Source organism: Mycobacterium sp. TH-M103 (genome assembly GCF_057473785.1).
The window spans coordinates 20780-33636 of the sequence record NZ_JBYCLG010000208.1; the positions used below are offsets into that span (position 1 = coordinate 20780).

At 71.7% G+C, this 12857-nt stretch carries 11 protein-coding genes and 3 pseudogenes; 5 read left to right on the forward strand and 9 right to left on the reverse strand.

What is annotated here, in order from left to right:
* Positions 1–42: 42 nt before the first annotated feature.
* The gene (locus AC2VOR_RS11840; RefSeq protein ID WP_486963848.1) at positions 43–2013 is read right to left on the reverse strand and encodes a primosomal protein N'; all 1971 of its coding nucleotides are present in this window, start codon (positions 2011–2013) and stop codon (positions 43–45) included.
* 84 nt (positions 2014–2097) lie between these two features.
* Positions 2098–2865 (reverse strand): lysoplasmalogenase, encoded by a 768-nt coding sequence (locus AC2VOR_RS11845; protein WP_369739175.1) that lies wholly within the window; start codon positions 2863–2865, stop codon positions 2098–2100.
* Between AC2VOR_RS11845 and AC2VOR_RS11850 the strand changes: the two genes are divergently transcribed.
* From AC2VOR_RS11850 to AC2VOR_RS11865, 4 genes and pseudogenes are all read left to right on the forward strand, one after another.
* A complete protein-coding gene (locus tag AC2VOR_RS11850; RefSeq protein WP_486963841.1) occupies positions 2864–3826 on the forward strand; it encodes an alpha/beta hydrolase in 963 nt (320 codons plus the stop codon). The two genes, AC2VOR_RS11845 and AC2VOR_RS11850, sit on opposite strands and share 2 nt — an antisense overlap.
* 27 nt (positions 3827–3853) lie before the next feature.
* Positions 3854–4825 carry an alpha/beta hydrolase gene (locus AC2VOR_RS11855; protein WP_369739177.1) on the forward strand — a complete coding sequence of 324 codons (972 nt, stop codon included), beginning with the start codon at positions 3854–3856 and terminating at the stop codon, positions 4823–4825.
* A gap of 10 nt (positions 4826–4835) precedes the next feature.
* A pseudogene (locus tag AC2VOR_RS11860) lies at positions 4836–5896 on the forward strand (flavin-containing monooxygenase).
* 15 nt (positions 5897–5911) lie between these two features.
* Positions 5912–6472 (forward strand): pyridoxamine 5'-phosphate oxidase family protein, encoded by a 561-nt coding sequence (locus AC2VOR_RS11865; protein ID WP_486963842.1) that lies wholly within the window; start codon positions 5912–5914, stop codon positions 6470–6472.
* Between the two features lie 72 nt (positions 6473–6544).
* Here the strand turns inward: AC2VOR_RS11865 and metK are convergent, their stop codons facing one another.
* The 5 genes from metK to mihF form a co-directional block, all read right to left on the reverse strand.
* Positions 6545–7756 (reverse strand): methionine adenosyltransferase, encoded by a 1212-nt coding sequence (gene metK / locus AC2VOR_RS11870; RefSeq protein WP_486963843.1) that lies wholly within the window; start codon positions 7754–7756, stop codon positions 6545–6547.
* Positions 7757–7855: 99 nt separating this feature from the next.
* Positions 7856–9106, reverse strand: a complete 1251-nt coding sequence (gene coaBC, locus AC2VOR_RS11875; protein ID WP_369739180.1) for a bifunctional phosphopantothenoylcysteine decarboxylase/phosphopantothenate--cysteine ligase CoaBC — start codon at positions 9104–9106, stop codon at positions 7856–7858.
* Positions 9107–9126: 20 nt separating this feature from the next.
* Positions 9127–9459: a DNA-directed RNA polymerase subunit omega gene (gene rpoZ, locus AC2VOR_RS11880; RefSeq protein ID WP_369739181.1), complete on the reverse strand. Its 333-nt coding sequence runs from the start codon at positions 9457–9459 to the stop codon at positions 9127–9129.
* A gap of 110 nt (positions 9460–9569) precedes the next feature.
* Positions 9570–10208, reverse strand: coding sequence for a guanylate kinase (gmk, locus tag AC2VOR_RS11885; protein WP_486963844.1), 639 nt, complete (start codon positions 10206–10208; stop codon positions 9570–9572).
* A gap of 12 nt (positions 10209–10220) precedes the next feature.
* Complete coding sequence (mihF, locus tag AC2VOR_RS11890) at positions 10221–10538, reverse strand: integration host factor, actinobacterial type (protein WP_015355818.1); 318 nt, start codon at positions 10536–10538, stop codon at positions 10221–10223.
* A gap of 464 nt (positions 10539–11002) precedes the next feature.
* Between mihF and AC2VOR_RS11895 the strand changes: the two genes are divergently transcribed.
* Entirely contained in the window at positions 11003–11425 is a 423-nt protein-coding gene (locus AC2VOR_RS11895; RefSeq protein WP_369739183.1) for a TOBE domain-containing protein, read from the forward strand.
* A gap of 5 nt (positions 11426–11430) precedes the next feature.
* On the opposite strand, the pseudogene pyrF reads toward AC2VOR_RS11895, so the two are convergent.
* Positions 11431–12257: pseudogene (pyrF, locus tag AC2VOR_RS11900) on the reverse strand (orotidine-5'-phosphate decarboxylase).
* Positions 12254–12857 (reverse strand): annotated as a pseudogene (gene carB, locus AC2VOR_RS11905) (carbamoyl-phosphate synthase large subunit); the annotation flags it as partial. The pseudogenes pyrF and carB, both read right to left, overlap by 4 nt.

The window sequence follows — 12857 nt, forward strand, 5'->3', positions numbered from 1 at the left end:
ATAGTTTCCTAACCCAACTATCACCCTGGGATATGATTTGCGCTAGCCGATATGCAGCGGGTCGATCTGCACCCGCACCGGTTGGTGGGTTTGCCGGGCACTGAGCACGCTGACGCCGCGGCGCAGGCTCGCCGCCAACTGCAGGACCTGCTCGCGGGGCACCCGCACCAACATCCTGGTCACCGGTACGTCGGCGGGGGTGCCCGGGGGGCGGCGCACGCCGGGCGGCAGCTCAACCGGGCCGAGCAAATCGGCCCCCGCGGGCAGGCGGGCCTCGTCGAGCAACGCCGCGACCGCTCCCGGTGCGCCGTCGATCGCGGCCATGTGCACGCTGGGCGGCAGACCGACTTCGGCCCTGGCCGTGAGTTCGGCCTCGGCGTGGCCGACCGGATCCCAGCGAATCAGCGACTGCACCGTCGGGATGGACGACTCGGCGACCACCGCCACCACCCCGCCGGCGTCGCGGGCGCGGACCAGCGCGGCGGCCGTCATCCACCGCCACAGAGCGTCCTCTGCGGCGCGCAGGTCCTGCCGACCCAGCAACGCCCAGGTGTCGAGCAGCAGCGCCGCCCCGTACCCACCGGGTGCAACGGGTTCGGCGCCCGGGGTGGCCACGACCAGGGCCGGGCCGGCGGCGACCTCCGCCACGATGGCGTCGCCGGCCGAGGTGACGACAGGCGTGCCGGCGAAGGCGCGGCCGAGTTCCTCGGCGGTGCGCCGCGCGCCGACCACCACCGCGCGCACCGAAACCGAGCCGCAGCGGGCGCACCGCAGCGCGGGCTCGGCGCGGCCGCACCAGCGGCACACGGCAGTCGGCCCGGCCTGCTGCCACGACCGCCCCGGTGACTCCGCCAGGGAAAGGGGCCCGGTGCAGTGCCGGCACCGGGCGATGGCGCGGCAGCGGCCGCAGGCCAGCGATGGGACGTAACCCCGCCGCGGCACCTGCACCAGCACCGGAGCGCCGGCCTGCAGCGACGAGCGCGCGGCGCGCAGCGCCACCGAGGGAATGCGCGCGGTGCGGGCCGCGGGATCGCGTTCGTCCTCGTAGCCGCTGTCGTCGAGGGCTACCACCCGCGGGGTGCGAGCACGCACCACCGGCCGCGCCGCCACGATGTCGTGCGCCCATCCGCTGCGCACCAGCGCGTGGGCTTCGGCGGTCCGGGCGTAGCCGCCGATCAGCGCCGCGCAGCGCGCCAGGTGGGCCCGCAACATCGCCACCTCGCGGGCGTGCGGGTAGGGCGCGCGCGGTTCGGCGAGGCTGTCGTCGGCGTCGGCCCACACCATGACCAGGCCCAGGTCGCTCAGCGGCGCGAACACCGCGCTGCGGGTGCCGATCACCAGCCGCGCGGTGCCCCGCAGCGCCGCCAGCCAGCGCCGATACCGGGCGGCCGGTCCCAGGCCCGCCGAAAGTGCCACCACGCTGCCCTCATCGATCAGGGCCGTCGCGGCCGCCCACAGCGCGTCCAGATCCCGCTGGTCGGGGACGATGGCCAGCACCGCCCGGCCGGCGCGGACGCTCTGCGCGGCGGCCTCGGCGAATCGGTCCGCCCACGCCTCCCCCGGGAGCGCCTGCCACACCGCGCGGGCGGCACGCGCCTCACCCAGGGCACCCAGGAACTGCGCGCCGCGGCCGTAGGTGTCCCAGCCCGCCGGGTCGACCGGCGCCGGCCCGGCCGGGACGGCCCGGGGTTCGCGGGTTTCCCGTTCCACCCGGGCGTGGCGCGCCGGGACCGCCAGCCGCAACACGTCCGGCCGGGTACCGGCGTAGCGGGCAGCCACCGCGTCGACCAGACGACGGATCTCGGGGGTGAGCACCTGTTCGGCCGACACCACCCGATCGAGCCAGCCGAGCTTGCCCGCGTGATCGGTGTCGTTGCGGCGCTCCAACACGAACCCGTCGACCAGCCGCCCGTGGAACCGCACCCGGACCCGCACTCCGGGCTGGGCGTCGTCGGACTGCTCAGCCGACACCAGGTAGTCGAACTCGCGATCCAGGTGCGGCACCGACAGCATCGGCAGCACCCGGGCGATCGGCTCCACCTGGACGGGCGTGCGCGCGCTCGGGGTCACGGGCCTCTCATGCCCTCAAAAGCGTTGCTAGTCAGCGCGTTCGGCGGGCCAGTCGACGACCCCGCCGTCGCCGGTCCAGGTGCCGGCGGCTTCCTCCCGGCCGAAGAAGAACCCCGCGCTGAGCAAGATCTCCGCCGCGGCGTAGGACCACCAGATCGGCACCGCCAGCGCCTCGTTGTGCAGGACGAAACGGCCGATCCCGATCATCGAGTCGGACGCCGCAAAACACAGCGCCCCCACCGCGGCCCAGATCGTGGGCAGCCGCGCGAACTGCGCCGTGCACACCATCGCGGTCAGGACGAGGATGTAGACCGTCACCGGAAGCTGCAGGTCGTCGCGGCTCAGGTGCGGCCAGAACCACGCCAGCAGCACCAGCGTCGTGAGGCCGACCAGGACCGCAACCGCGATGCGCGGCGGCGTCGGCCGCGCCAAGCGCGCCAGCGGCAGCAGCGCGGCCAAAAAGCACAAGTGCGCCAACATGAACGCCGACAGCCCCGCGACGAACGACAGCGTCCACCACGGGATCGCCAGCAGCCAGTCGCCGACGGCCGACAACAGCAGCGCCGGCATCAGCCAGCGCCGCTCCCGCACGATGGGATGCCCGACGGCGGCCAGGGTCAGCAGCACCGCCATCAGCGCCTTGAACGGCGGCTGCATGAACCAGTGGCCGGTCAGCTCGGTCCCCGGCGGCGAGCGCAACGCGAGCACCGTCAGATAGACGCCGTAGGCAACGCCGGCCCAGCCCGCCACCACCCATCCGCCGGACACCAGCCGAGGTGCGTACGGTACCTCCATGCCCAGCTTGGACAACACAGCCGACGAAAGACCAGCAATCGACCCCATCCTGCAGAAGGTACTGGATGCGGTTCCGTTCCGGCTATCGACCGAGGAGGGCGTCGACGCGGCCCGGCAACGGTTCCGCGACCTGCCGCGCCGGCCGGTGCACCCGGAGCTGCGCGTCGAGGACCGGACGATTGCGGGACCGGCGGGCCCGGTCGGCGTGCGGATCTACTGGCCGGCAACCGAAACCGACGGGGGCGCCCGGCCCGTCGTGATGTTCTTCCACGGCGGCGGTTTCGTTGTGGGCGACCTGGACACCCATGACGGCACGGCGCGCCAGCACGCAGTCGGCGCCGACGCGATCGTGGTGTCCGTCGACTACCGGCTGGCGCCCGAGCACCCCTACCCCGCCGCGATCGAAGACGCTTGGGCCGCAACGCTGTGGGTCGCCGAGCGCGGCTCCGAAATAGGCGCCGACGCCGGCCGGATGGCCGTCGCCGGGGATTCGGCCGGCGGAAACATCGCGGCGGTGCTGGCCCAGCTGAGCCGGGACCGGGGCGGCCCGCGGATGGCGTTCCAGCTGCTGTGGTACCCCTCCACGCTGTGGGATGCGTCGCTGCCGTCGTTCACCGAGAACGCCGCCGCCCCGATCCTCGACGTCAAGGCCATCGCCGCGTTCTCCCGTTGGTACGCAGGCGATGTCGACATGGCCAACCCCCCGCCGGGCATGGCGCCGGGGCGTGCGGGCAACCTGGCCGGGCTGCCGCCGGCCTACATCGGCGTCGCCGGCTACGATCCGCTGCGCGACGACGGAATCCGCTACGGCGAACTGCTGGCCGCCGCCGGCGTCCCCGTCGAGGTGCACAACGCCGAGACGATGGTGCACGGGTTCCTCGGTTACGCCGGCGTGGTGCCCGCCGCCACCGCCGGGCTGGACCGCGGCCTGGCAGCGCTGCGGCGGGCATTGCACACATAGCCGCGGCCAAATGCGTACGGTAAACCCATGACAGAGCCGACCATCGCCCGACCCGGCATCGACCCGACGTTCAAGTCGTTGCTCGACGCGTTCCCGATGACATTCAGCGCTTCCGACGGCGTGGAGGTCGCACGCTCACGGCTGAAGCAGCTCGCGGTGCCCCCGGAGATGCTGCCCGACCTACGCGTCGAGGAGCGGACCGTCGGCTACGGCGATCTGGACGGGATCCCCGTGCGGATCTACTGGCCGCCCGGCGCCGACACCACCGACCGCGCACTGCCCCTCGTCGTCTTCTACCACGGCGGCGGGTTCTGCCTCGGCGACCTGGACACCCATGACCCCGTCGCCCGCGCCCACGCCGTCGGAGCGGAGGCCATCGTGGTGTCCGTCGACTACCGGCTGGCCCCCGAGCACCCGTTCCCGGCGGGCGTCGACGACTGCTGGGCCGCGCTGCGCTGGGTGGCCGACAACGCCGCCGAGCTCGGCGGCGACCCCGACCGCATCGCCGTGGCCGGCGACTCGGCGGGCGCCAACCTCTCCGCGGTGATGACGCACCTGGCCCGCGACAATGCCGGGCCGGAACTGGCCTTCCAGCTGCTGTGGTACCCAACGGTGTGCGCCGACATGTCGCTGCCCTCGTTCACCGAGAACGCCACCGCGCCGGTGCTGGACCTCGAGGTCATCGACGCCTTCCTGACGTGGTATCTGCCCGACCTCGACATCACCGATCCCGCGGCCCTGCCCGTCACGTTCGCCCCGGCCGCCGCAACCGATCTGTCCGGGTTGCCGCCGGCCTACATCGGGACCGCCGAGCACGACCCGCTGCGCGACGACGGGGCCCGCTACGCCGAGTTGCTCACCGCCGCCGGGGTGCCCGTCGAGCACAGCAACGAACCCACCCTGGTGCACGGCTACGTCAGCTTCGCCATGGTGATCCCCGCCGCCGCCGAGGCCACCAACCGCGGTCTTGCCGCCCTCAAGAGGGCGCTGCACGGGTAGGCGGGAACTCGTGACCAGCCCCGGCTTCCAGACGCTGATCGTCGGCGCCGGATTCTCCGGGATCGGCGCCGCGATCAAGCTCGACAAGGCCGGCCTGCCGGACTACCTGGTCGTCGAAGCCGGCGACGGGGTGGGTGGCACCTGGCACTGGAACACCTATCCCGGCATCGCCGTGGACATCCCGTCGTTCTCCTACCAGCCTTCGAGCAGAGCCCGCGCTGGTCGCGGACCTACGCGCGCGGCCGCGAGCTGAAGGCCTACGCCGAACACTGCGTCGACAAATACGGCCCGCGATCACGGATCCGATTGGGCACCAAGGTGATTTCCGCCGCTTTCGACGACGAGCAGTCGCTGTGGCGCATCCAGACGGACCCCGGCGGCGAGATCACCGCCCGGTTCCTGATCAGCGCGAGCGGGGTTGCTCACCGTGCCGAAGCTCCCCGACATCGACGGGGTGGGCTCCTTCGCCGGGGTCACCATGCACACCGCGCGGTGGGGCCACGGGCAGGACCTGGCCGGCAAGCGCGTGGCGATCATCGGCACCGGCGCCTCGGCAGTGCAGGTCATCCCCGAGATCGCACCGATCGTCGAGCGGCTCACCGTGTTCCAGCGCACGCCGATCTGGTGTTTTCCCAAGCTCGACGTCCCGCTGCCGGCGCCGGTGCGCGCGGCGATGCGGGTGCCCGGCGCCAGGCTCGCCCAGCGGCTGGCCAGCCAGGCAGCGTCCCCCGTTTTCCCAACCTGTTCAGCGTGTTCGGGCCCTACGGCTACGTCGGCTCGTCGTACTTCGCGCTGATCGAGGCCCAGACGCATCACATCGCGCGGTGCCTGCTGCGGGCCCGCCGCGACGGCGCGACCCGCGTCGAGGTGACCGAGGAGGCCAACGCCCGCCACTTCGCCGAGATGCTGCGCAAGCGGCACCGCCAGGTCTTCTGGCAGGACAGCTGCCGGCTGGCCAACAGCTACTACTTCGACAAGAACGGCGACGTCCCGCTGCGCCCGGCCACCACCGTGGAGGCCTACTGGCGCAGCCGGCTGTTCCCGCTCGACGACTACCGCTTCACTGCGTAGCGCTACGCTCGACGGGTGGCAAAGGAGTTTTCCCACCTCGATGCCTCGCTCCGGGAGTTCATCGCCGAGCAGGCGATGTTCTTCGTTGCCACCGCCCCCTCCCAGGGGGGCCGAATCAATCTGTCGCCCAAGGGGTATCGGGACACCTTCGCGGTGCTCGACGACCACACCGTCGCGTACCTGGATCTGTTCGGCAGCGGCGCGGAGACCATCGCGCACCTGCGCGACAACGGCCGGATCACGCTGATGTTCTCCTCGTTCACCCGCACGTCGCGAATCCTGCGGCTGTTCGGCACCGGACGGGTCGTTCGACCCGATGACGCCGAATTCGACGGTCTGCTGGCGCATTTCGGCGACCGGCACGCGGGCGTCCGGGCCGCGATCGTCGTCGACGTCGAGCGGATCGCCGACGCCTGCGGGTTCGCGGTCCCCTACTACGAGCTCGTCGACGAACGCCCGGTCCTGGACGCGCATCACGCCAAGGCCACCGACGAGAAATTCGCCAGCCTCCTCGACCGCAACCGGCGCAGCATCGACGGCCTGCCGGCGCTGGACGCCGACCATCCCCTACCCTAGTCCGCGCCAGTAGACGCAAAGTCGCAGGCAAACAACGCGTTTCGTGCGACCCGGCGTCTGCTCGCAGTGAAACTAGATGGCGGCCTTCAGCGCGTCGACCTTGTCGAGCCGCTCCCACGGCAGTTCGACGTCGGTGCGGCCGAAGTGGCCGTAGGCGGCGGTCTGCGCGTAGATCGGGCGCAGCAGGTCCAGGTCGCGGACGATCGCGCCGGGCCGCAGGTCGAACACCTCACCGATGGCCTTCTCGATCTTGACCGGGTCGACCGTCTCGGAACCGAAGGTCTCGACGAACAGGCCCACAGGCGCGGCCTTGCCGATCGCGTAGGCCACCTGCACCTCGACGCGCTCCGCCAGGCCGGCACCCACGATGTTCTTGGCCACCCAGCGCATCGCGTACGCCGCGGAGCGGTCCACCTTCGACGGGTCCTTGCCCGAGAACGCGCCGCCGCCGTGGCGGGCCCAGCCGCCGTACGTGTCGACGATGATCTTGCGGCCGGTCAGCCCGGCGTCGCCCATCGGGCCGCCGAGGACGAACTTGCCCGTGGGGTTGATCAGCAGTCGCGTCGACGACGTGTCCAGCGTGTCGTGCGCCAGGTCGTTGAGCACGGTGTTGAGTACCTTTTCCCGCAGGTCGGGGGTCAGGGTGTTCTCCAGGTCGACGTCGGCGGCGTGCTGGGTCGACATGACCACGGTGTCCAGGCGGACCGGGGTGTTGCCCTCGTAGGCGATGGTGACCTGCGTCTTGCCGTCCGGGCGCAGGTAGGGCAGCACCCCGCTTTTGCGGACCTCGGTCAGCCGCCGCGACAGCCGGTGCGCCAGCGCGATCGGCAGCGGCATCATCTCCGGCGTCTCGGCGATCGCGTAGCCGAACATCAGGCCCTGGTCGCCGGCGCCCTGGGCGTCCAGTGGGTCAGCCGCACCCTCGACGCGCGTCTCGTGGGCGGTATCGACCCCCTGGGCGATGTCGGGTGACTGTGCGCCGATGCCGATGTTGACCCCGCAGGTCAGCCCGTCGAAGCCCTTGTCCGACGAGTCGTAGCCGATCTCCAGGATGCGCCCGCGAACGGTTTGGGTGATGTCGGCGAACGCCTCCTTGGCCGTCGTCGTCACCTCGCCCACCACGTGCACCTGCCCGGTGGTGACCAGCGTCTCGACGGCCACGCGTGAGCGCGGGTCCGCGGCCAGCAGCGAGTCCAGGATCGAGTCGCTGATCGCGTCGCAGATCTTGTCCGGGTGTCCCTCGGTCACCGACTCACTGGTAAACAGCCGACCCGTTTCGCTCACTGTGCTCAATCCCTTCCCATTAATTAGTTAATCGAATCATATCGTCCGGCCCCCGCTCCGATCCGGCGGGCAAGGCCCGCCCGGCCCGGCTCGGGGGCGCTATCCGGCCTCGCCGCGCAGGAAAGTGGCAATCGCATCAACGATACGACTGGCCATCAACGTCTTGGACCCGTGCTCCAGCGCCGACTCGGTCCCGTCGGAGGCCAGCAACCAACCGTCGTTGCTGTCCACCTCGAAGGCCCTGCCCTCCCCGACGGCGTTGACAACCAACAGGTCACAGCTCTTGCGCCGGAGCTTCGCCCGTGCGTGGAACAGCACGTCCCCGTTGGCATCCCCGGTCTCGGCGGCAAACCCGACGATGGCCCGCATGTTGGGCAGCTCACCGTGGGCGCGCGCCCGCACCGCGGCGGCCAGCACGTCGTCGTTGCGCACCAGCTCGATCGCCGGCGGCCCGGCTTCATCGTCGGCGCCCTTTTTGATCTTGGCGGCGGCGACCTGCGCCGGCCGGAAGTCGGCGACGGCCGCCGCCATCACCAGGACGTCGGCCGCGGGGGCGTGCTTGGACACCGCGTTGCCGAGCTGCTCCGCCGAGCTGACCCGCACGACCTCGACCCCGGCGGGATCGATCAGCCCCGCGGTGTGCCCGGCGATCAAGGTGACCTCGGCGCCGCGCTGCGCCGCGACCCGCGCGACGGCATAGCCCTGCTTGCCGGAGCTGCGGTTGCCGATGAAGCGCACAGGATCGATCGGTTCCCGCGTGCCCCCGGCCGTCACCAGCACCTTGCGGCCGGCCAGGTCGTAGGGCAGCGCGTCGTGCCGCTCCAGCAGCAGCTGCGCCAGGGTGGTGATCTCTTCGGCTTCGGGCAGCCGGCCCGTCCCGCTGTCGGCGCCGGTGAGGCGCCCGGCCGCGGGTTCCAGCACGACGGCGCCGCGGCGACGCAGGGTGGACACGTTGTCGGCGGTGGCCGGGTGGAACCACATCTCGGTGTGCATCGCCGGGGCGAACAACACCGGACAGCGCGCGGTGAGCAGGGTCGCGGTCAGCAGGTCGTCGGCGCGTCCGGCCACCGCGCGGGCGAGCAGGTCCGCGGTCGCGGGCGCCACCACGACCAGGTCGGCCTGCTGCCCGATCTGCACGTGCGGCACGTCGGGAACGTCCTCGAAGACCCCGGTGTGCACGGACTGGCCGGACAGGGCCTCGAAGGTCGCGGCGCCGACGAAACGCAGCGCGGACTCGGTGGGGAGGACCCGGACGGAGTGACCGGCCTCGGAAAGCTGCCGAACCACGGTGCACGCCTTGTAAGCGGCGATACCACCGGAGACTCCGACGACGATCCGCTTGCGGTCCACAGCGCGCCCGGCCCTGCCAGCTACTCGCCCTCGGTGTGCTCGAGCAGGTCGGCGTGGATCTCGCGCAGCGCGATGGACAGCGGCTTCTCCTGCAGGCCGGGCTCGACCAGCGGCCCGACGTACTCGAGGATGCCCTCGCCGAGCTGGTTGTAGTAGTCGTTGATCTGCCGGGCCCGCTTGGCCGCGTAGATCACCAGGGCGTACTTGCTCGAGACGCGGTCCAGCAACTCGTCGATGGGCGGGTTGGTGATGCCCAGCGGGGTGTCATAGACGCGCTCACCACCTGCGGAGGGATCGAACTGATCGCCGGCGGGGACGGCGGTCAGCGACGCGTCGGACTGCGGAATACTCACGTGAGAAAATCTCCTGGCGGCGTAGAGCGGTGCGAAAGCGGCTCGCAACTCGGGGCTCGATAGTTTTTGGGCTCGATGGTTTGGGGCTCGATATGGTGTGGCCAGGCGGGTTATGCCGGGCCCGGGGCGGTTCCCACCAGCAAGGATACCAATTCCGCACACGCGGATTCCAATTGGCTGTTCACCACCACCGTGTCGAAGTCGTTTTGGGCGGCCAGTTCGACGCGGGCGGTGTCGAGGCGGCGCTGTATCGCCTCGGGCGTCTCGGTGCCGCGGCCGACCAGCCGGGCCCGCAGGTCCTCCCAGCTCGGCGGGGCGAGGAACACGGTGGTGGCCTCGGGCATCGCCTTCTTGACCGCCCTGGCGCCGGCCAGGTCGACCTCGATCAGCACCGGGACGCCGGCCGCGGCAGCCGCCCGTACCGGCCCGGCCGGGGTGCCCGACCGGTGCAGCCCGCCGTGGATCTCGGCCCATTCGAGCAGGTCGCCGTCGTCGATCAGCCGCTGGAAGCGTTCCGGGCTGACGAAGTGGTAGTCGACGCCGTCGACCTCGCCCGGCCGGGGCGCTCGCGTCGTCGCCGAGACGCTGAAATGCAGGTCCGGTATCCGCTCGCGCAGGCACCGGACCACGGTCGACTTGCCGACCGCCGAGGGACCGGACAGCACGACCACGCGGCCCGCCGACTCGCGGCGCACCCCGTGCCGGGTGTCCGGTCCCTCGCCGGCGCCTACAGGCCCTCCGGCCTGCATCGTCGGCGCGGGCTAGGCGGAGCCGAACTTTTCCAGCAGGGCCTTGCGCTGCCGATCACCCAGCCCACGCAGGCGCCGAGTCGGCGCGATCTCGAGCTCGGTCATGATCTCCTGCGCCTTGACCTTGCCCACCTTCGGCAAGGCCTCGAGCAGCGCAGACACCTTCATCTTGCCCAGGACTTCATCGGTCTCGGCGTCCTTGAGCACCTGGGTCAGGTTGGTGCCGCCACGCTTGAGCCGATCCTTGAGTTCCGCGCGCGCTCGACGTGCGGCAGCCGCCTTCTCCAACGCGGCCGCGCGCTGCTCGTCGGTCAACTGGGGAAGGGCCACAATTCCTCCGTATCTGATCAATCAATCTCAATCGATCTGGTTTGTCTCTGCCGGTTATAACCAGCGCAGACGACCGTACTCAGGCTTCCTGACGAAATCTAACCCGCCCCCTCGCTTTAGCGGGTAACTGACCAGCGTAAACCTGGCGCGGCGGCCGTCGGGCGGCTTGCCGGAGGGGGCCGGCAGGGCCCCGCGCACCGCACCGGGGCGCCCTCCGGCCACCCCGGTGTCCGGACCGCTTCCAAGCCCTCTAGCTGGGCTTTTACCCCCGGCGATCACGTCCCGACGGCGCGGCGCCCCGGCCCGGCCGCCCCGCCGCGACCACCTGCGGCGGGCGGGCGGACAACCGATGCCGTGAATCACGCATTCGGGTGGCGTGTCGCGCGTGTCGCGGCGGGTTCACGCGCCGCCCCGCTGGGACGCGCTGCGGCCGTGGCAGCGGGGCGATCGGCTACCATCGAGCGGTGCCGAACCTGCGGATCCGCCAGGCGGCGGAGCTGCTGGGGGTCAGCGACGACACCGTGCGGCGATGGATCAACCAAGGCGCGCTCGCGGTAGACCACGACGCGGCCGGCCGCAAGGTCATCGCCAGCGAGGATCTCGCCGAATTCGCGCGCACCAACGCACCCACCCCGCCACCGGACCCGCTCAGCATCGGCAGCTCGGCCCGCAACCGGTTCGTCGGGCTGGTCACCAGGGTCGTCAGCGACCGGGTGATGACGCAGGTCGAGATGCAGTGCGGCCCGTTCACCGTGGTGTCGTTGATGAGCACCGAAGCCGCCCAGGAGTTGCAGCTGCGGCCGGGCACCGTCACCGTGGCCGTCGTCAAGGCGACCAACGTCATCGTCGAGACCGCCAATCCCGGCGCGGCGATCGGGTCCGACTGACGCGGCTAGGGCGCCGCCAGGTACGCGACGGCCTCGAGCATCCGTTGGCCGGCCGCCCGCAGCTCCGCCACGCCCGGCCCGGCCCGCAGCACCTCCCGTGACACCGCGGGCAGCAGCTGGCCCGGTTGCGCCCCGCCCAGCCCGGCCAGCGCCTCCGGTCGCCCGCCCTGCGCCCCGATTCCCGGCACCAGCACCGGCCCACCCAGCGCGCTGACATCGGGCGCCTCGAAGACCGTGGCCCCCACCACCACGCCGACGTAGCCCGGGCCGTAGGGCGCCACGGCCCGGTTCAGCACGGCCGCCTGGTCGATGACCAGCTGGGCCACGGCGCGACCGTCGAAGACGGCACGCTGGACGGTGGCGCCCTCCGGGTTCGACGTCGCCGCCAGCACGAACACCCCCCGGTCATTGGCGGCGGCGGCCTCCAGCAGCGGCCGCAGCGAGCCGAACCCCAGATAGGGCGAGGCCGTCACCGCGTCGGCGGCCAGCGGCGAGTCCCCCGCCCACGCGGCCGCGTAGGCGGCCATCGTCGTCCCGATGTCGCCGCGCTTGGCGCGGCCAGCACCAGCACCCCCGCCGACCGCAACGCGGCGATGGTGCGCTCGAGCACCGCGTAGCCGGCCGCGCCGTAGGCCTCGAAGAACGCCACCTGCGGTTTGACGACGGCGAAGCCGGCGAACGCCTCGACGCAGGTGTCGCAGAACGCGGCCAGCCCGTCGGCGGTCACCGGCAGCTCCCATGCCCGCAGCAGTTCCGGATGCGGGTCGATACCCAGGCACAGGGGCCCGCGTTGCGCCTTCGCGGTGGCCAGCCGGACGCCGAACCCGGTCACCGGTCGTTACCGGGCCCGAGCGTGCTGTGCAGTTCCTGCAGGCAGCGCACCCCGATGTCGCCGCGGATGCCGGCCTCGATGCCCTGCACCGCCGCCGACGCGCCCTGCACCGTGGTGACGCAGGGGATGTTGACCCCGACCGCGACCGACCGGATCTCGTAGCCGTCGATACGCGGGCCGGAGTTGCCGTAGGGCGTGTTGATCACCATGTCGACCTCGCGGGCCTTGATGGCGTCCACCGCCGAGGCCTCCGGGCGTCCCGGCTGCGGCGGCTCGAAGTGCTTGCGCACCTCGTCGCACGGGATGCCGTTGCGGCGCAACATCTCCGCGGTCCCCTCGGTTGCCAGCACCCGGAAACCGAGGTCGGCCAGCCGCTTGACGGGAAACACCAGCGAGCGCTTGTCGCGGTTGGCGACCGAGACGAACACGGTGCCCCGCGACGGCAGCGAGCCGTAGGCGGCGGTCTGGCTCTTGGCGAAGGCGCTGCCGAAGTCGCGGTCGATGCCCATGACCTCGCCGGTCGACTTCATCTCCGGGCCCAGCAGCGAGTCGATCGCCGCCCCGTCGGCGCTGTGGAACCGGTGGAACGGCAGCACCGCC

Excerpts from the sequence above, each read along its gene's own strand:
- AC2VOR_RS11840 (WP_486963848.1), bottom strand. The coding sequence starts at position 2,013 with ATGCTGTCGGTGCCGCACCTGGATCGCGAGTTCGACTACCTGGTGTCG.
- AC2VOR_RS11850 (WP_486963841.1), top strand. The coding sequence starts at position 2,864 with ATGCCCAGCTTGGACAACACAGCCGACGAAAGACCAGCAATCGACCCC.
- AC2VOR_RS11845 (WP_369739175.1), bottom strand. The coding sequence starts at position 2,865 with ATGGAGGTACCGTACGCACCTCGGCTGGTGTCCGGCGGATGGGTGGTG.
- AC2VOR_RS11855 (WP_369739177.1), top strand. The coding sequence starts at position 3,854 with ATGACAGAGCCGACCATCGCCCGACCCGGCATCGACCCGACGTTCAAG.
- gmk (WP_486963844.1), bottom strand. The coding sequence starts at position 10,208 with ATGCAGGCCGGAGGGCCTGTAGGCGCCGGCGAGGGACCGGACACCCGG.